The following is a 17,637-nucleotide window of genomic DNA, read 5'->3' on the forward strand; positions in this document are numbered from 1 at the left end:
CCCTCTGATTTGGAGACAATGTGCCGACGGATCGTTCGAAATGCGTCGTTCTGGTTCCGGTGAGCTATCACATCGAACCCGAATGCGCGCAGGGACTGATAGAACTCGAGCGCATGGGATATCCCGTGTGGCGCGTCTACGGATGTTCGGCGATCGACCAGGCCCGGAGTCAACTCGCCACCGATGCACTGGCCCAGGGCTACGAGGAACTGATGTGGATCGATGCCGATATCCGCTTCCCGGTCGGAGCGGTGGACACCCTCCGCGCACACGACCTTCCTATGGTGTGCGGGATCTATCCGAAGAAAGGCAGCCGCGAACTCGTCTGCAATCTGACCAGTGACACCCGCACACTGACCTTCGGAGCGGGCGGCGGCCTGCTGGAGATCCGATATGCGGCGACCGGATTCCTGCTCACCAAGCGCAGTGTGTACGAGAAGATGGCAGTGCAGGAGAACCTTCCGGTGTGCAACGAGAAGTTCGGCAAGCCGGTAGTGCCCTATTTCCTGCCCATGATCGTGCCGGACGGCGACGCACAATGGTATCTGGGTGAGGATTTCGCATTCTCCGAACGTGCCCACCGATCCGGAATCACCATCCACGCGGATACCCGGATCAGATTGGGGCACACCGGCCGGTACGACTACAGCTGGGAAGATGCCGGCAGCGACCGGGATCGTTACAGCACTTATGAATTCAGCATTCAGCACTGAACCGTCCGGCGGGACGACCGGCTGTCGGCAGATCACGGGCCAGTGATGTCGTCGAGATCGCTGCCGAGGGATATCGTCATCGGGGCCGTCGACGGGGAACGGTGGCCGCAGCTCGCGGTATGGGCGCACAGCTTGATCGAGTGCGGATTTCAGGGGGCTCGGGTCGTCGTGCTGTACGAGGGTCACGAGGAGAACGACGACGTCGCGCATCGTTTACGGTCGCTGGGATTCCATGTCGTCGCATTCCCGCGGCACAGTGGCGCATTCGTCGACCGCTTCCAAGGCATATCCGAAATGCTCGGAATGGCCGCGCGATTCCTGCGGTACGCGATAGTGACCGATATCCGCGACACCTACTTCCAGTCCGATCCCGTCCCGTGGCTTCAGGCCGATCTGACCGCGCCCATTCTCGCGGTCAGCGAGGCCGTGCGATATCGCGACGAACCGCGGAGCCGGGAAAATCTGATCCGGAGTTTTCCCACACAGGCCGAGCGCATTCTGCCGAAAACCGTCTGTGATGCCGGCGTCCTGGCCGGCGAGGCCGCGACGATCGCGGATCTGTGCGCGGCGATTCCTCTGGTCGCCGGATCGTCCTCGCACACCGAGGCGGCCGATCAGAGCGCATACAACCTGATACTGGATATGGAGCCGTACCGGTCCGCGGTGCAGATCGCGTACTCCGAGGACGGCTTCGCCTGTCCGGCAGGAACATTGGCCGTTCCCGGCCGCCCAGCGGACCTGCGGGCGGCGTTGCTGGAACCCGAACCCGTGCTCGACGGCGACCGCGTCACGACGGCCGCCGGCAAGCTCTACCCGATCGTGCGTCACTGCGGTCGAGTCCCCGAATGGCATCGTGCCCTGGTGGGCGCACTCGCCGAGCGCATGAACGCGGCTGCCGGGCACGGCGCCCCGGCACGGACGCGCTGAGACCGGGGCTCAGATATCGCGCAGGGTTCCGGCCGTCGGCCGGGCCCGCATGATCGCTCGCCCGGCCCGGGCTCGCACCGCCCGCTCCGCCGGATTCTCCAGATAATGCATGCAGGTTTCCACGATTCTGCCGTAATCCGCGAAGGCGACCGACCGTTCGAATCCCTCGGTGTCCACTGCCGCCGCGGTCTCCGAGACCACGAAGCGGCCGTTCATCAGCAGATACGAGACACGAACCACTTCGAACGCCTGCCCGGAGAAGGAGTGCAGATTCAGGACTATCTTGGCGCGGGCGTAGAGGAGATCTCGTTCGGGTCCGTACACACCGAAATATGTCTGCGCATTCACCCCGAGAATCTGCAGGGCGGCCAGCGGCATCATTCTTCGATGGTTGCAGCCGCCGATGAACAGTACATCGATATCCTCGTCGGGCAACGCGGGAATTCGCTCCAGCTCGGGCACGTGCCCCACCGGCACGTGCCGCACCCTGGGCACCCCGAGCCGCCGCAGGACCTCGACATTGACCAGGCTATAGTCCCACACCTGATGAAAATGGAACATCTCCAGCAGCCCCTGGTCCACCGTGATGGCCTCGGGGTGAATGGGCTCCATGTTGTACAGAATCGCATCGGCGGAGATGGCCGCACGCTGCCGCGGCCCCGCACCGAAAAGTATATGGGTACGGCCCGGGATATCGAGCTCGTGCGTCATGACACAGTCGTGGCCCAGTGTCCGCAGGGCGATGCACACGCTCTCGGCGACTTCCGAGAACGCCCGCCAATGCGGATTACCGGGCGTCGCCACCATGGTGACCGCGAATTTCGTCATCGACCGGTTCGCGCACTCACTCCGGCGTACCCGGGTACGACGGAAAGAATTTCGGGATCATGAATTCGGGCATCAGGTACTGCGGAAATATCCGGACACTGCTCCCCCGGTGCACGATGTGCAGTACCAGCCCTTCGTCGTCGGGCACCGCCAACGTCTTGAAACCCGCCTCCTGCAGTCGCAGCGCGAAATCCAGATCGCAGCACTTCCCGTTGACCGGATCGTCGAGGATCTCGACATCGGGGAACACGGACTTGCGCCATACGAACGAGAACCCGTAGCCCCACAGGAATCCGTTCACGAACTCGCGATCCCAGCCCGGCGTCGGAATCGGCTCGATGGGTTCGCCGGGCGACAGCACGTAATGCGTCTTCGATATCACATCGGTGGACCAGTAACCGAACGCATGCTGGCCGGGATCGTAACAGAACCATCCGCTCAGGGTGATGAAATCCGCATCACCGAGAAGTTCGACCATTCGTTCCACGTACTGCGGCGCATAGTAGTCGTCGTCGTCGAACTCGATGATTATCTCGCCGCGTGCCAGTTGCGTCAGCAGATTGAGCTTGGCACCCAACGTCAGCCGTTCGGCCGGAATATGATGATACCGAATTCCCAGTTCGGAATATTTCGGATCATCGAGGAAGTCGGCGCGCTCGGGACTGTCGTCGAGGATGACCATCTCGAGTCCGCCATCGAAGGTCTGCGCGCAATAGTGCTCGATCAGTTGCCGCAGGAACTGCGGGCGGCCGTACGTCGGGCAGGCGATGGTCACCCGCGGTGCCGGACCTGCTCCGGGAGCCGGATCGATCTCCGGCAGGACCTCCTCCAGCCGCGACGTGGTGTCCCGTCGCACGGGTACCGCACATGCCTTGTCCCACAACGCGGTATGCCAGTCCGGAATGGTGTCGTACTGATGCACGATCGGATAGAGGCGTCCGCTCGCGGTCTTCACACCCTCGGCGTCGAAAACCGGCTGGGGCTCCTGCAGAATCGGCCGCAGGACCTGGCTGCCGATCGTCTTCGACTGACAGGCGAAACCGTCCTCGGAAGCGGCGAGCTGGACGGCCGAGCGATACGGCTCCATATCCAGCAGCAGATTGTACGCACTCTGGTCGGCCGGGTCCGCCGCCGACGACTTCGCGACCAGAGATATAGCGAGACAGATATCGGCCACCATGTCGGCCTCGCCCGCCAGCACACCGACGTTGTACACCGTCTTCGGCGATAGCCGATCGACGTGCCGCGGAAAGGATTCCGCCAGGTTCGTTCGATTCCACTCCTCGTCGGCGTATCGAATGCCTTCGCTCGAGGCGACGAACCGCTTCTCGAGATTCGCCTCCAACCAGATCGTGGGGTCGGATTGGAAGCACACGTCCCGGACATCGGTCACGATGGCGTATCGCAGATCCGAAAGCAATTCGCGCAGCACATACGAAATATCTTCGAATCGGAGGTTGTATACGCTGCCGCGCAACGGCATCCGGACCACGCGTATATCGAGGCTCCGCAAATATTGAACCGCTCCCTCGGTCCGCTCTCCCCCGCCGTAGACGATGACGACCCCGACCCCTCGGAAACCGGACTTCACCAGGCTACGCGCCCAGACCGCCACATTCTCCCAGCCATAGCCGTGCACGGCACCGATGACGATATCGACCTTCTCGGACAATGGCCTGCCGCCTATGCCCGAGGTGGTGTCGGCGAGCTGGGATCCTGCGTGGACGACACCGGCGGTGGAGCGGCGGCGGCCACGACGGCACTCGCGGATGCGTTCAACGTGGCCGGGTCACCCGCCGGATCGGCGGGTGAATCCGCGCCCGCGGGATGGAAGAAGCCCTGGAACGCGCCGTGGTTCCCCTGCGGATTACCGGTGTCCAGCGGGACCAATTGGTGGTTATCGATGTAGTAGACGTCGTTGCCGGACTTGACCACGATGGAATCCGATCCATCGGCCCATTTGACGACATCGCCGGTGGCCAGCTTCTGCAGATCGGAAACAGTCGTCCAGCGGTGATCGGCCGTCGACGCCCCGGAGGTGCCCGCGTAGGCGGCGTCGGCGGTCGCGGCGCTGCCGTGCAATTCACGCTGCAGCGCCTCGGCGACCGTCGCGGACACATGCTGGGTGGGCAGGCCATTGGGCATCGGGAAATCCACCGTCGATCCGGTCGATACCGGGGGCGGGGTTCCGGCCGCGGCATTCGGGGCCGAAACCGCGGGCGGGGTGGACGGGGCGGCGGCATTGCTGTAGTCGGCGTATTGCGCGTCGTCGGCGTATTGCCCGCCGTCGGGCGAATAGCCCGAATCCGAATTCCGGCCGCCGTTGCCGTTCTGGGCCGTGCCGGTGGTGGCATTCTGCGGCTTCATCGAGTTCACCAGGCTGGACAATTCCATCGCCTGCATGATTCCCGCGCTGGGATCCGAATTCCCCGTTGTGGTCGCGGCCGCCGGTGTCGCGGTGGTGGTACCCGACCCGGTACCGGTCGCATCGGTGAGCTGTCCATTCCCGGACGTGCCGTAGCTGAAGCTGGTTCCGGTCGTATCCAGTCCCGACCCGTCCAGGCTGGAACTGCCGGTGAGGTCACCGAACATATTGCTGAAGTCGATGGCCGACGACCCTGTGTCGGTGGTGGCAGCGGCTCCGGTGAGGTTCGGATTTCCGGTGTAGTAATCGTTTCCACCAGTCGTCACCGATTGCCGGCCGGCTTCATAGCCCTGCTGCCAGGTGCTGGTGGGGGTTGAGCCAGGGGTACTGCCCGGGGTTGAGCCAGGGGTACTGCCCGGGGTCGAGCCAGGGGTACTGCCCGGGGTCGAGCCAGGGGTACTGCCCGTGGTCGAGGCGGGCGGCTTGCCCGCGAGCTGTTTGCTGTAATCGGCATAGTCGGAGACCTGAGCGACGACAGCCGTGACCGCACTGCCGACTTGCGGATAAAGCGATGCCTCGACCGACGGCGATATCATGGCCGTGGGATTCGAGATCGCATTCAACTTATCGTTGATATCGGCGATCGTCTTGTCGATATTGACGAACGTACTGCCGCGGGAAAGCGCCAATTTCTGCAGCTTTCCGGCCATATCCCCGTCTTGGCCGGCCGCATCGTTGGTGTGGTTCTTGATATAGGTCAGCGCACTCTGATAGGCATCCTGCGTAACACCGGCGGCGTTGGAGTTGTACGAGGCGACCACATCGTATGCGGCGCTCAACGCGGACTGATCGGTGTACGCCCAATTCGGCAACGCGGGCTCATTGCTGGACCCCAAAGTGTTCACCAGGGTCGTGATGTGGCTGTTCGCCCCGTTGATCATGGTGATGAACGGGGAGGATGCATTCTGCGGCGTGACCAGCGTCTCAGTGCCGATCCCGGAATATCCGGTCGACCACACGACATGATCAGGGGTGTGCTTCGTCGGGTCCGTACTGTCGTACGCGACCAGGCTGCCGTCGTCCTCCAGGACGAACTGGACGGCGTCGTTCTTGGACTTTCCCTGTTGCCCGGGAACGGTGTCGCCATTGGCGTCCGGCCACACCTGATGGCCATTCGAATCCAGCAGGACCAGACGGTTGGTGCCGTTGTCGTTGTTCTTCTTGAATTCGAGTTTTACACCGGGACCGTCGGCTTGACTGTCATCATCGCCGACCATGTTGTTGTCGTAAGCGTCGTGCTGGACGCTTTTCCCGGTCCAGACGACCTTGCCGCCCGGCCCGATTTCGACCAGGTTCCCACCCTGGATCTTCAATTGATATTGCCCGTTACGGGAAGAATACCAATCGGTCGCACCGGCGGTAGCGCCCACGTTGATGGTATTGCCCTGATCGGACATCAGCACACCCTCGCTCGGTCAGGCAAGGTCATCGCATCCCGCCACTCGATTAAACTTCTGTTTCGTTGGCCCGCGTAGCGGACGCACCTGCGGCGTCGGTGTGCTCGAAGTCGTCCGCACCCCCGTTGTTCGCCCGGCCCAGCTTCTCATGGAAATCCGCGATGCCCTCCCAGGTCACCTGGCGCTCGTGTGAATATTCGGTGATGCGCACACCGAAGGCGTGTGCGGCCAAACCGTAATTATGTTCGTAGGAATCGAGAAATTCCTGGTCCGGCTTGCCCTTCTCACGATAGAACGGAGCGACACCGTGGTGCACGTTGCCCGCGGCGCGCATATCCTGCGGATCGGCATCGAAATTCTTGGTCATGGCACAGCACCCTCTTCCTCGACATCGCCATTATCGAGCCTTCCCACCCCTGGCGATATTCGAACCGGTCAGCGATGGTCACCGAATTCGGCGTTCTCCATCGCCAGGTACCGCGCGGAGGTGGGCAGGTCCAGCGCGTCGAGAACGTGCGGCAGCACGCCGTTGCGAGCCATCTCCAGCCGACGGCCCACCTGCGACTTTTGATAGGCGAGCCGGGCTACCCGCACGATCTCCGCGGCCAGCCAGGCGTCGGTGTTGTCCCGCACCGCATCGCCGATGTACAAGCCGACGATCGCGCCGCCGAGATTGCACGCCACGCCGACGGAATGGTCCGGATTGAAAACCTCGCAGATGTCCCGCGAACGAGCCGGGAATTCCTCGGCCGCATCGCTTTCGGGTGCGAACAGATCGGTCACACTAGTCCCCGGAAACTGGGTCGGCACCTCGAGCCGTCAACTGCGCCATGGCCTCGTCGACCACGATCCGATGCCGCCGTTCGGCATCCGCCGTGCTCTCCAGGATCGCTGCCATGATCTCCGCCGCGAGTTCATCGTCGTCGAATTGATCGATCGTGCCGGGAGCGATGTACAGATCGGTCAGCCGTCCGAATATGTCCACCTCGGGGATGACCAGGCCGTGCGGCGAAGGCCGCCGGGAACGCACCTGGTAAACCCGGTCCGACATATCCAGGACAGCGCTCGAGAACTCACGAGCCGCGTCCAGCGCTGCCTGCACCACGGGATGAGTCATACTGCATCTCCCCTCATCGTCCTCCCACCGCACCCGGCGGAGGGTCGCTCGGCGCGACGGTGGCCCCGGTCGGCGGTGCCACCGCACCCGGCGGCGGACCGGCGACCGCGCCCGACGGCGGCCCCACCGCGACGCTCGGCGCGGCGACCCGCGCGGCGTCGGGACGCACGGCCTGGTCGGCCTGTTCTGCCGCGGCGACCGGGACCGGCGCGGGGACGAACCGCGGATGCCGCAGGATCTGCTCGTGGGCGTACACCGCGTCGCGCAGCTGCTGACGTCCCGGATCGGCGTCGGCGAGGAGCATGACCAGTTCGTTGCAGCGGCGTTCGAAGACCAGAGTGCGCAGAACCGCGACCTCCTCGTCGACGCGCAGTTCACCGGGTTCTACCCGGCCCACGTCCACGCGACGCGGCATCAGCGCCGCGGCCAGCAGATCGTCGGCGTCGCGTAGCTGCTGCCACAGCCCCTCGGGGATCTGCTGCCCGGCCTGGATCGCGTCGAGGATGCGGCGGCGAACCCCGCGCGCCGCACTGGCCTCGCCGCGTGCGACGCCGGTCAGACCCACCTGCAGATCGGCCTCCATCGCCAATTCCACACAGCGGTCCCGGATCTGCGAATCCGGCACGGACGCAATGCTTTCCAGACCAGCCACCGATCCGGCCACGGCGAGCCGGTCGGCACTGTCCGGAGTCGGCACGCGCAGATCGGGTTCCTCGGCCGGGCCGACGAATCCGGCCATGGCGACCTCACCGAACCGCGCCTGCAGTCCCGCATCGATCGCCCCCGAGGACACCAGCGCCGTCATCGACGCACCGGCCTTGGGTCCCCACGCCACCCCGAATTCCACGAGCACCCGCGCTGGGTCCGAGACGCCCTCCCAAGGCGATCCGGCGCCGTCGTCGGCCGAGAGCACCTCGTCCCACAGCCATGGCGTGGACACCTGACGCGGCAGATACATTCCGGCCGGGAGCCAGCCGCGGCCCTCGTTGGAGGTGATGAACACCCCGACGCCGGCCGGGCCGCGCAGCACCGCCACAGCCCACTGCAAGCCCGGCACCGGCGAGTCCACCGCTGCCAGCACCGCGCCGAGCAAGGTCTTGGCCAGGACCAGATCGCCGTCCACCCGATCACCGACCACATAGGACGGTTCGGCCTCCTTGTCCTTGGCCGCGGCCACCGCCTCGTCGAATGCGACTGGCATGGGCACCGGCGGCAGGTCACCGCGCGCGGTCGCGCCGGAGGGCGGCTGCTCGCTGGTGGGTCGATCGTCGGGCCCCGACGGCCCCTGCACCGATGTCGTCGGACCGCCGCCGCCACCGAGCCCCGGAAACCCGGTTGCGCTGCCGGCGTCGCGGGGCAACTGCATGCCCGAAACCGGCAGCGGCGTCGAATCAGGTTGTGCCGCAATGGGCTCGAAGCCATCCGGCCCGGCGCCGGAGTCCGGACCAGAGGGCCCGCCACCCGGACCGCCACCGGGCCCGCCAGCGGGCCCGCCACCCGGACCACCGCCGGGCCCGCCACCGGGGCCCCCGCCTGGTCCGCCACCGGGCCCGCCAGCGGTCGTCGACGGTCCGTTCGTATCGGGCGGGAACTGCTGCGATCCCGGGCCGTCTGGCGCGGAGTGCACTTTCTGCGCACCCTCCTGATCGGCCCGCTCGTAGGCGTCGGCGGCCTCCCGCAACGCATTCGCGGTGTATTCGTGCTCATCGGCCAGCGCATTGCCCGCGCGCTCGCGGGCCGCGTAGTACCGCAGCAACGCCTGGTGCACCGGATGAGCGATCTTCCCGTAGGAGTTGGGAAATTCGTCGAGCCAATCAGACGGCTGCTCGGACCATCGACGGGTGTCACCGGCGATCTGATCGTGTTGATCGGCCAATTCGCGGAAAACCCCGGGATCGATATTCATGCTGTCCGGCATGCCGTATCAAGTCCTTTCCACCCGCCGATTCGACCATTGTCCCGCCTTCCCAGTCCTGGGATGCCGCGTCAGCTGCCGGTCCTCGTGCCTCACCGCGTCGGCGGCGCGCTGATGGTGGGCCGTCGCACGGCCGCGGCGCGGGCCGCCGCGGCGGCCAGGCGCGCGAAATGCGGGTGATCGACCAGCTGCCCGTGCGCGTAGACCGCATCGCGAAGCACCTGCCGGGTCGGCTCCGCGGCCAGCAACAGCACCAGTTCGTCGGCCCGCCGTTCGAAGACCAGCGCCCGCAGCGCGGAAGCGGCTCGGGCATCGCTGGTTTCGGCGCGCAGCTGCCCCAGCGCGACCCGGGAGACGTCGGCGCGCAACGCCGGCATCGAGGCCGCGATCAGGTCGTCGGCGTCGCGCAACTCCTCCCACCACTCCGGCGGCACCGGGCGCAGCTGCCGCACTGTCGCCAGGATCCGCTCACGCAAGACGGGCGCGCCCAGTGAGCGCGAGGCATCCGAACCAATCTGCGCCACACGGGTATTCGCGTCCACCGCGAGGTCGACACAGCGTTCGCCGATCTGTTCCGGATCGATCGCCTCGACCCGCTCCTGCAGTTTGCGCGCGCCGACCAGTCCCAGCCGATCCACCAGACCCGTTGCCGCGGCGGCGAAATTCATCGTCGGCTCCGCAGGCACAGAACCCACGGTGGGCAGGTCGCCGAGCTGACGCAGCATCTCGGCATCGATCGGCCCGGACGAGGCCAACGCGGACATCCGCGCGCCGGACTGCGCACCCCAGGCCAGGGCGAACTCCACCAGGATGCGCGCCGGATCGGCCAGACCCTCCCATGCCGCACCATCGGAGACCGACCAGACCCACGGCGTGGACATCTCGCGGGGCAGGAACGTCCCGGCCGGGATCCAGCCCCGGCCCTCGTCGGAGGTGACGAAGGCGCTGACTCCGCCGGCGTGCCGCATGATCGACACCGCCCACGCGGGTCCCATCCGCTGCGGATCGGCCGCGGCCAGAATGCTGCTCAGCAGTGATCGGGCCAGCACTAGATCCGCGTCGAGCCGCTCACCGAGCAGGAAGGCCGGGACCGATGCGGCCACCAGTGCCGCGCCGACCGCATCCCGGATCAGCTCGTCGCTGCCCTCGGACCGGGCCGGGCCCTCCGTGTGCTCCGCCGGCTCGCCGGTGGCCGCGGTCGCGCCCTGCCCGTCGGGCCGCTGCCGGGCGGGCGGTTTCCCCTGCGCGGCCGGAGCGGAGACGTTCGGCGCGACACCTTTCGGCGGCGCCGAGGATCTGGTATCCGCCTGCGCCGCAGCGGAATCCGGGGCCGCATTGGGGCGGAAGCGATCGGCCGCGGGCGGCATCGCGGTGCCGGCAGGCGGTGCCGTCGGCGGGCCGCCGACCGCGGCGGGCGGTTCGACCATCGGCACGATGACGCCGGGCACCACGGCACCGGCGGCCGGTTGGTCACTCACTGGCCGGTCGGTGGGTGCGCCGGACGCCGGGAGGTCCGGTACCGCACTCTGCGCCGCGTCGGGATGCGTCGCTCCACTGGATGTTTCCGCTTCGGACGGTGAATATTCCTGGTGCCCTGAGGAATCCGGCGAAGTGAGCGATGAGCCTTCGTCACCGCCACCACCGCTGTCGTCACCGCCTCCCGCATCCGTACCGTCCGGCGACCCCGCGGAGGTTCCGCCGGACGATGCGGGCGCCGCGGCAGGCCCCCCGACGAACGGTCCCGCCGCGACCGGCGGCATTCCCCCCGGCGACGCGTCCGCCGGTGGCGCCGTAGCCGGATCGGATTGCGGTGCAGGATGATCCGGGCCACCGATCGGCACCTGCTCCGTCACACCGGGCAGGTTGTACGGCCCCCAGACCGGCACCTGCGGGCGCAGCGGATTCTGGATGCCGAACACCTCGGGCCGGTGATTCCGCGGCCCGTAATGCCACTCGGGGCCGGGATGCTGCAACGGACGCTCGGAATGCCCTGTGGGATAGGGGCTTCCGTTTCCCCACGGCCCGGGCCCGCCCAGCGCGTCGGAGATGCCGGACAGTTCCGGCAGCCCCTGCGGGCCGAGTTCGCCCAGCGACCTTGCCACCAGATCGTCGACGGCTCGGCGGGCCTGCTCGATGATGCCCGCGACCCGCTGCTGCTCCCGCTTGTCGTCGCTGTGCGCACCGGGCGGGATCTGCCCGATCCGGCGATCGGCCTCCCCGACGATATCGAGAATGCCGTGCCGGGTCCGGTGCACCAGATCGCCCATCCGGCCGTAGGTGTCCGCGGCGGCGACCAATGCGTCCACGAAAGCCTGCGGGGTGCCCTGCTGGGCGAGCATATCGTCCTTGATCGGCTGCAGACCCTCACTGGCGCGGACCCTTTCCTCGAAAACGTGCCGGGCTCGCTCCGCCTCCTGCGGATCGATCGCCGCCGCGCCGTCGCGGGTGATGGACTCGAGCCGGCGCCAGTCACGCGGCGGTATCGCCGGCCAGTTGTCGCCGACGATCTCATTCCAGTGCGGGCTGTCGTGCTCGGAGTACATCCGGCCGGTCAGATCGGTTCGGTCCCGGAGATCTGCGCCGCGCCCGACGCATCCGAACCCGCGATCGCGATCGTATTGTCCCGCGCCCGCCGGTACGTCGCCACCGCGATCCCGGAATGCCGGTTGCCCGCATCATCCAGATGCTCGGCGATCCAGTTGTTCACCGAGCAACACTGCTGATCCAGCGGGGATCCCTGATTCGCGGGCAGGACGAGATCGTGCACGATGCCGCCGACTCGATCGGTCACCGCGGTGATGGCCCCGGCGAAGCGGCCCGATGCCGCGATGACCTCGTGCGGCTCATCCATGTTCAGCATGTCGTGTCCTGTTCCGATGGTGTGGGGTGAACGGGAGATAGGTTCAGGCGGAACCGAATTCGGCGTCCTCGATGGCCCGGTAGCTGGCCTCGGACGGCAGGTCCAGCGCGTCGATGGTGTAGGGGCGAGCACCGTTGTGCTCCATCTCCGCGCGCAGGCCGACCCGCGACTTCAGATGGGCGAGCCGGGCCAGCCGGACGATCTCGGCGCTGAGCCAGGCGTCACCGCTGTCCTGGGCGTCCTCGGTGAGGTGCAGGCCGATCACCTCGCCGTCCCGGTCACAGGCGACGCCGACTGTGTGGTCGGGGTTGAACACCTCATAAACGGTTGTCCGCCAAGAGATTCCGGAATCCTGTCCGGTCCCCTCGAGATCCTGCATATCGGTCACGGCTACTCCTATCGGGTGTCTGCGCCGGTCGCGTACGCGGGATCGGCGGGTGTGGCGGACGGCCCGGCGGTGTCCTCCGCCGGTGCGGACAGCCGCCCGGACAATTCGGTCCAGACGCGATCGCTCACGGTTATCACCTGACGCAGCGGCCAGCGCCGCGCGCCCAGATACATCTCCCCGCTGCCGTCCGGAGCGAGTTCGAGATGATCGGTGCCCTCCACCGGAGAGTTGAAGGTGATCACCGTGACCGGTGGGCGCCGGTCGTCGACCTTGATGATCATTCGGCCGCCGGGAATGAAACTGTGCCGCAACCGCGGCGAATCGGCGATCGTCACCTCGACGCTGTTGGTGGTCAGAGTGATCTGCGGATTGAGCATCAGCTGCAACACCCACGACCGGGCCGGGGACTCCGGCCGGTCGGCGTCGATCGACATGTCCCGGCTCGCCCCGAGATCCACGATCAGCACAGCGTCGGAGGTGGTGACGCCCACGATCACCAGACGTTTCGCGGACCCGGTCGGGGAGGGCAGATCGTCGGCGGCGAGCGTCACAACGTCCGCGCCGAGTCCCGCGCCAGTGGCCGGGAAGACCGTGACGGTCCCGGTCGCGACGTCGACGGTGTACGCGCACACCGGATTCGGGATGCGGTCGGCCACGCCGGCCAACCGCATCAGGCCCTCCTCGTGCAGCCACCGGACGGTATCGGCGACGGTGACCTCGGACGGCTCGGTCACGACTGTCCCTGTGCAGCCGATATCGGCTCGGCATCGGTCGGCTCGCCCGCCTGCGCCGCCTCACCCAGCACCGGCCACGGCTCGTCGTCCATCACCGACCGGTACCTGCGGGCCGCGTCCAGGGTGCTCTCCCGGATCGCGGCCATGATCTCGGCATTGAGCTCCTCGCAGGTGAACCGGTCGCATGTCCCGGGCGCGAAGTAGAGGCCGGTGAGCCGTCCGACCGCGTCGACCTCGGGAATCACCGCACCCGACGGCGACGGCCGCCGCGCCCGGATGCCGTCGATCCGCTCGCGTAGATCCGCGATCCGGTGCCGCAATTCGCGCGCGGCGTCGAGCGCCGCCTGGACATCGGGATGAATCTCGCTCATGAGGAACCTCCGGCTGGGGTCGAATTCGGGTTGGCGGGCGTCGGCGGCGTAACGCTCGGCGCGATCGTCGGTTTCTCACCGATGACCAGTTCGGTGTGCGGGGTGTCGTCGACATACATCAGCCGGTCGGGATGCCAGGCCACGACCCGATTGCGTTCGTTGTTCGAACCGGCGCCCGCTCCGCCCGTACCGGACATCGGCATGTACGGCATGTACGGACTTCCGTTCGCACCACCGGTTTTGGCCGCGGCCGCGGCGGTGGCGGCCTGCAGCGACTCGGCCACCGGCGCGGTGGCCAGACCGGAAACCGCGGCGGCCGCGGCGGCGGTCGCCAGCGGCAGCGGACCCGCGATCGAGACGTTGTCCGCACTGGACACGTCGGCGGCCGAGGGCACGCTCGCCCCCGGGGCCGAGCCGTCCCCGCCGTAGCCGCTGAAACCGCCCATATTGCCCAGGGCGTCGTTCAAGCTCCCGAGATCGTCCGCCGCGCCGCCGTCCTGATTCGCCGAGTTCATCGAGTTCAGGCCGTTCTGCCCGGACATCATGCTGGACAGCAGGGGCAGCATCGAACTGAGCGCGCTCGAATCGCTCGAACCGCCGGAATTGCCTGTGCCGCTGGTGGTTTGGGTGCCGTTGCCGGAGTTGACCTTCGCCGAGTAGCCGGCGATAGTCGCGGCCGAACGGGCGTTCTGCTCCTGGAATTTGGCGAGCGCGTCGTCGACGCCCAACTGGTTCTTGGAACGGATCGCGGCCAGCAGTTCCTTGCGCGCGGCGATGATCTCCTCGGGGGTGGGATGGTGCGCCTTCGCCGTGGTGAAGGCGTCGCCGTAGTTGTCCGCACCCTCGGCCAGCTGGGACAGCAACGTGCTCAGTTCGTCCAGCCCGCTGCGGTGCCGATCCAGTTCGGCCGCCGCGTCCGTGCCGACGGGCGTCCAGTCTTGCATCGTGCGAGCTGCCTGATCCAGCCCGGTCATCGCGGGCAGGTGCGAACCGGCCAGGTATTCGCGCACGTTCGAGGCGAAGTTCGCCGCGGGTCCCGGTCCGAGCCCGGCGCGCAACTGCTGGGCGAACAGCAGCGGATCGACCGCGGGCGCGTCCGGCAGCGAGAACACCGGCGGCTGCCGAGGTCCGGGCGGCTGCGGCAGATCGACCGGATTGCTCAGCACCCCGCCGCCGCTGCCGCCGATGGTGCGGGCGTCCTCGTCGTCGGTGTGCGTGTAATCTGCCGCCGAAGCGCCGATCTTGTATGCGGTGTTGTGGATTTCGTGCAGCAGCCCGGCCGTGCGGTTGAACAGATCCGCAGCCTGGCCGTTGAGTTGGGGGACGTGTTCGGCCGAGATCTGCTCCGCACCCGCGGGCAGCACCCAGGACTGCGGAAGTGACTCGTGGGTCGCCCGCGCCAGCGCGGCAAGCTGCGATGCGGCCGCGGCGAGTTCGCCCGGGTCGACGTTCAATGCCATGACTGCCTCCTCTCACCTCGTGCCGACGCCTCAGGACGCCGGAGCCGCGACCGCCGGAGTCGCGGTGGACGGGTCGTCGGCCGGCATCGGCATTCCGGCCGAGGTGTCCGGATCGGACTGGTTCGAACCGGCGTCGACGTTCTTGGGGTGAGCGAATCCGGCGAAGTTCCCGAACCCGCCGGCCTTGCCCGAGATGTTCTCATCGAACGGCACCAGCTTCCCGTCGACGATGACCTCCAGACTTCCCGAGCCGCCGGCGTCCGCGCCGGGACCCGAAGCGCCGCCCGCCCCCGAGGCTCCGCCCGCACTCGGGTCGGCGCCCGCGGCCGAGTCGCCCGCACCCCACACCACCAGAATCGCGGTCTTGTTGCCCTCCCAGGTGGCCACGTCGCCGGTCTTCAGCTGAGACGGGTCGACACGGGTGCCGATCTGCTTGTTGTCCGTCCACTTGCCCGAGGTCTTCGCGTACGCCGCCTGTGCGTCGGTTCCGGCGCTGTTGGAGAACGCGGCGTCGAGGGCCTGGGCGACCGCCGGGGACACCTTCTGGGTGCGTCCGTCGGGGAAGGTGTAGGTGACCAGGCCGTCGGCGCCGGGCGTGCGGGGGGCGGGCGCACCGGGCTGCTCGGGGCCGGTCGCTCCCCGCGGCGCGGTCGAGGGCTGCGAGGGCTGCGTCGACTGGGCCGCGGGCGGCGTGCTCGACGGTGGGGTCGTGGACGGCGACACCGCCGCTGGGTAGTCGCGGTAGCGGTCGGGCCGGATGCGGTCCCCGTTGCCCTGATCTCCCAGGTTGTCGGACATGCCGCGCTGCTGCATCTGCATCATCATCATGGGCAGCATGGCGCTCATCAGGCTGCCCATATCCGACCCCACGGAACCGGTGCCGGCCGCCGCCGGGACGGCCGAACCAAGACCGGAATCCCCGCCGGTGCCGGTGCCGACGCCGGTACCGGTGCCCAGGCCGCCGAGCGATCCGGTGCCGTTCCCGAGCGAGGACCCGCCCAGCGACGAGTCACCGCTGGTGCCCGCGCCCAGATCCACCGGCGACCAGCCGCTGCCGCTGGTATCGCCAGTACTGGTGCTGGACGGATTGAGCGCAGAGGGGTCGTAGGACGGACCGGTCGCGCCACCGTTCAATTGCTGCTGCAATGCCGCGTTCTGGGCTTGCAACTGCTTGACCTGCGCTTCGAGCTCCTGGATCTGTTTGGTCTGGGCATCGAGGCTGCTCGCGGTGGAGTTGTTGTCCCCCGTGGCCTTGTCCACCGCGGTCTTGGCCGCACTCAGCGCCTTGTCGAGGTAGCTCATGATGTAGTCGTCCTCGGTCATTCCCGACGGCGGTACCGTCGGGGCCGAGTTGGTGATGCCGTCGATTGCGGTATTGAGCGCCGTCTGCCCGGCCGTCGAGGTGGCCGCCGTCTTCTGCGCCAGCGGGGCCAGGGTCTTGTCCGATGCGGCGAGATCGGTGAACGCCTGATTCATCTTCAGCGCCACGACCGCGTAATTGGAAAAACTGCCCACCTGATTCTGGGCGCTGTCGAACGATGGGGGAAGTTGCGGAACGTCACCGTTCTGAGGTGGATTGGAAGTATTGCCCGTGCCGAAGCTGGTGAAAGTCTTCTGGAAGAAGTTCGGCATCGACAGATACAAATTCGCGGTGGTGACCGAGAATTCATAGTCCTTCGGATAGTTCGGATCGGTCTTGGTCGGATCCGAGGGATTGGACGGGTCCCAGAACGGCATGAGCATGTTGTGCATATCCACCATGAGGCACCCGCTCAGGCAGACACTGATGACGAGGACGACGAGGGCGTGATGATTCGCACCGGAAGCTGACTCGGAGGCGCGGGCGCCGGATTGGAGTCGCCGAACATATGGTTCACATACGCGGACAGGGCACCCGCGCCCAATCCCTGCAGTGCCGTATCACCGATGAGGTAGCCGCCGACCTTGGAGGCCGCGTTGATGCCGAATTTGTCCAGCAGCGTGCCCGCGCCGCGCCCCAGCAGACTGCCCGGCAGCGCGCCGAGCGCCGCGTCGCCGAGACCGGTCTCGAGTCCCTTCTCGAAACTGCCGGTACTGCCCCATGCGATGGCGCCGCCGACCAGGCCGCTCAGCGCGGCGCCCATCACCACCGGGCCGACCACGGGAACGACTTCACCCACGACGTTGCCGATCAGGCCGGCTGCGCCGACCGCGACGTCTTTCCAGTTCAGGCCCAGGAAACTCATCTGATCACCTACTCGGTGCCGCAGGAGAGCGGATGGCTGAATTCGTCATGCATCACCACCGGCGGCATCGCAACCTTCCCGTCGAGTAGGTCCCGTCCCGGGCCCGGCCGCGATCACGACCCGCCCCGGCGAACTCCTCTTACGATCGAGCTCATTGTCAAGCTCATTGTCGAGGATTCCCACCGGTGGGAACCGCCGTACCGGAGCGGGCGGTCAGGATGGTCTTCGGGGAACGTAGACGCGTGCGGCACGCGATCGCGCGACGGTGATGGGCGGA

17 protein-coding genes are annotated in these 17,637 nt (G+C 67.1%); 2 read left to right on the plus strand and 15 right to left on the minus strand.

Annotated features, from left to right (window positions below; genetic code table 11):
* Positions 1–20: 20 nt before the first annotated feature.
* The gene (locus AC5WS7_RS34545; protein WP_495958831.1) at positions 21–713 is read left to right on the plus strand and encodes a hypothetical protein; all 693 of its coding nucleotides are present in this window, start codon (positions 21–23) and stop codon (positions 711–713) included.
* Between the two features lie 42 nt (positions 714–755).
* Positions 756–1,640, plus strand: a complete 885-nt coding sequence (locus AC5WS7_RS34550; RefSeq protein ID WP_495958832.1) for a hypothetical protein — start codon at positions 756–758, stop codon at positions 1,638–1,640.
* A 9-nt stretch (positions 1,641–1,649) separates the two neighbouring features.
* Here AC5WS7_RS34550 and AC5WS7_RS34555 read toward each other — a convergent pair whose 3' ends face one another.
* The 15 genes from AC5WS7_RS34555 to AC5WS7_RS34625 all read right to left on the minus strand — a co-directional run bounded on the left by AC5WS7_RS34555 (position 1,650) and on the right by AC5WS7_RS34625 (position 17,360).
* Positions 1,650–2,468 carry a glycosyltransferase family protein gene (locus AC5WS7_RS34555; RefSeq protein ID WP_495958833.1) on the minus strand — a complete coding sequence of 273 codons (819 nt, stop codon included), beginning with the start codon at positions 2,466–2,468 and terminating at the stop codon, positions 1,650–1,652.
* Positions 2,469–2,484: 16 nt separating this feature from the next.
* Positions 2,485–4,140 carry a glycosyltransferase family 2 protein gene (locus tag AC5WS7_RS34560; protein WP_495958834.1) on the minus strand — a complete coding sequence of 552 codons (1,656 nt, stop codon included), beginning with the start codon at positions 4,138–4,140 and terminating at the stop codon, positions 2,485–2,487.
* Positions 4,141–4,151: 11 nt separating this feature from the next.
* Positions 4,152–6,290, minus strand: a complete 2,139-nt coding sequence (locus AC5WS7_RS34565) for a hypothetical protein (protein ID WP_495958835.1) — start codon at positions 6,288–6,290, stop codon at positions 4,152–4,154.
* Positions 6,291–6,339: 49 nt separating this feature from the next.
* Positions 6,340–6,657, minus strand: a complete 318-nt coding sequence (locus AC5WS7_RS34570) for a hypothetical protein (RefSeq protein ID WP_495958836.1) — start codon at positions 6,655–6,657, stop codon at positions 6,340–6,342.
* Between the two features lie 68 nt (positions 6,658–6,725).
* Positions 6,726–7,073, minus strand: coding sequence for a hypothetical protein (locus AC5WS7_RS34575; RefSeq protein ID WP_495958837.1), 348 nt, complete (start codon positions 7,071–7,073; stop codon positions 6,726–6,728).
* 1 nt (position 7,074) lies between these two features.
* Positions 7,075–7,407 (minus strand): hypothetical protein, encoded by a 333-nt coding sequence (locus tag AC5WS7_RS34580; RefSeq protein ID WP_495958838.1) that lies wholly within the window; start codon positions 7,405–7,407, stop codon positions 7,075–7,077.
* Positions 7,408–7,420: 13 nt separating this feature from the next.
* Positions 7,421–9,325, minus strand: a complete 1,905-nt coding sequence (locus AC5WS7_RS34585; RefSeq protein ID WP_495958839.1) for a type VII secretion target — start codon at positions 9,323–9,325, stop codon at positions 7,421–7,423.
* A gap of 89 nt (positions 9,326–9,414) precedes the next feature.
* On the minus strand, positions 9,415–11,865 hold the full coding sequence (locus AC5WS7_RS34590) for a hypothetical protein (RefSeq protein ID WP_495958840.1): 2,451 nt from the start codon (positions 11,863–11,865) through the stop codon (positions 9,415–9,417).
* A gap of 8 nt (positions 11,866–11,873) precedes the next feature.
* Complete coding sequence (locus AC5WS7_RS34595) at positions 11,874–12,182, minus strand: hypothetical protein (protein WP_495958841.1); 309 nt, start codon at positions 12,180–12,182, stop codon at positions 11,874–11,876.
* Positions 12,183–12,225: 43 nt separating this feature from the next.
* Positions 12,226–12,561 (minus strand): hypothetical protein, encoded by a 336-nt coding sequence (locus AC5WS7_RS34600; RefSeq protein WP_495958852.1) that lies wholly within the window; start codon positions 12,559–12,561, stop codon positions 12,226–12,228.
* A 17-nt stretch (positions 12,562–12,578) separates the two neighbouring features.
* Complete coding sequence (locus tag AC5WS7_RS34605; protein ID WP_495958842.1) at positions 12,579–13,304, minus strand: hypothetical protein; 726 nt, start codon at positions 13,302–13,304, stop codon at positions 12,579–12,581.
* Positions 13,301–13,675, minus strand: coding sequence for a hypothetical protein (locus tag AC5WS7_RS34610; protein ID WP_495958843.1), 375 nt, complete (start codon positions 13,673–13,675; stop codon positions 13,301–13,303). Before AC5WS7_RS34610 ends, AC5WS7_RS34605 begins: the two co-directional genes overlap by 4 nt.
* Complete coding sequence (locus tag AC5WS7_RS34615) at positions 13,672–15,135, minus strand: PPE domain-containing protein (RefSeq protein WP_495958844.1); 1,464 nt, start codon at positions 15,133–15,135, stop codon at positions 13,672–13,674. The genes AC5WS7_RS34610 and AC5WS7_RS34615 overlap by 4 nt, the downstream gene beginning before the upstream one ends.
* Positions 15,136–15,165: 30 nt before the next feature.
* The gene (locus AC5WS7_RS34620; RefSeq protein WP_495958845.1) at positions 15,166–16,896 is read right to left on the minus strand and encodes a hypothetical protein; all 1,731 of its coding nucleotides are present in this window, start codon (positions 16,894–16,896) and stop codon (positions 15,166–15,168) included.
* Between the two features lie 11 nt (positions 16,897–16,907).
* Positions 16,908–17,360: a hypothetical protein gene (locus AC5WS7_RS34625; RefSeq protein ID WP_495958846.1), complete on the minus strand. Its 453-nt coding sequence runs from the start codon at positions 17,358–17,360 to the stop codon at positions 16,908–16,910.
* Positions 17,361–17,637 lie beyond the last annotated feature (277 nt).

The sequence above is a fragment of the Nocardia sp. PLKS1-43 genome, from assembly GCF_059510335.1.

Excerpts from the sequence above, each read along its gene's own strand:
- AC5WS7_RS34625 (WP_495958846.1), bottom strand. The coding sequence starts at position 17,360 with ATGAGTTTCCTGGGCCTGAACTGGAAAGACGTCGCGGTCGGCGCAGCC.
- AC5WS7_RS34600 (WP_495958852.1), bottom strand. The coding sequence starts at position 12,561 with ATGCAGGATCTCGAGGGGACCGGACAGGATTCCGGAATCTCTTGGCGG.
- AC5WS7_RS34595 (WP_495958841.1), bottom strand. The coding sequence starts at position 12,182 with ATGCTGAACATGGATGAGCCGCACGAGGTCATCGCGGCATCGGGCCGC.
- AC5WS7_RS34590 (WP_495958840.1), bottom strand. The coding sequence starts at position 11,865 with ATGTACTCCGAGCACGACAGCCCGCACTGGAATGAGATCGTCGGCGAC.
- AC5WS7_RS34555 (WP_495958833.1), bottom strand. The coding sequence starts at position 2,468 with ATGACGAAATTCGCGGTCACCATGGTGGCGACGCCCGGTAATCCGCAT.
- AC5WS7_RS34610 (WP_495958843.1), bottom strand. The coding sequence starts at position 13,675 with ATGAGCGAGATTCATCCCGATGTCCAGGCGGCGCTCGACGCCGCGCGC.
- AC5WS7_RS34580 (WP_495958838.1), bottom strand. The coding sequence starts at position 7,407 with ATGACTCATCCCGTGGTGCAGGCAGCGCTGGACGCGGCTCGTGAGTTC.
- AC5WS7_RS34585 (WP_495958839.1), bottom strand. The coding sequence starts at position 9,325 with ATGCCGGACAGCATGAATATCGATCCCGGGGTTTTCCGCGAATTGGCC.
- AC5WS7_RS34615 (WP_495958844.1), bottom strand. The coding sequence starts at position 15,135 with ATGGCATTGAACGTCGACCCGGGCGAACTCGCCGCGGCCGCATCGCAG.
- AC5WS7_RS34565 (WP_495958835.1), bottom strand. The coding sequence starts at position 6,290 with ATGTCCGATCAGGGCAATACCATCAACGTGGGCGCTACCGCCGGTGCG.
- AC5WS7_RS34620 (WP_495958845.1), bottom strand. The coding sequence starts at position 16,896 with ATGGTGGATATGCACAACATGCTCATGCCGTTCTGGGACCCGTCCAAT.
- AC5WS7_RS34570 (WP_495958836.1), bottom strand. The coding sequence starts at position 6,657 with ATGACCAAGAATTTCGATGCCGATCCGCAGGATATGCGCGCCGCGGGC.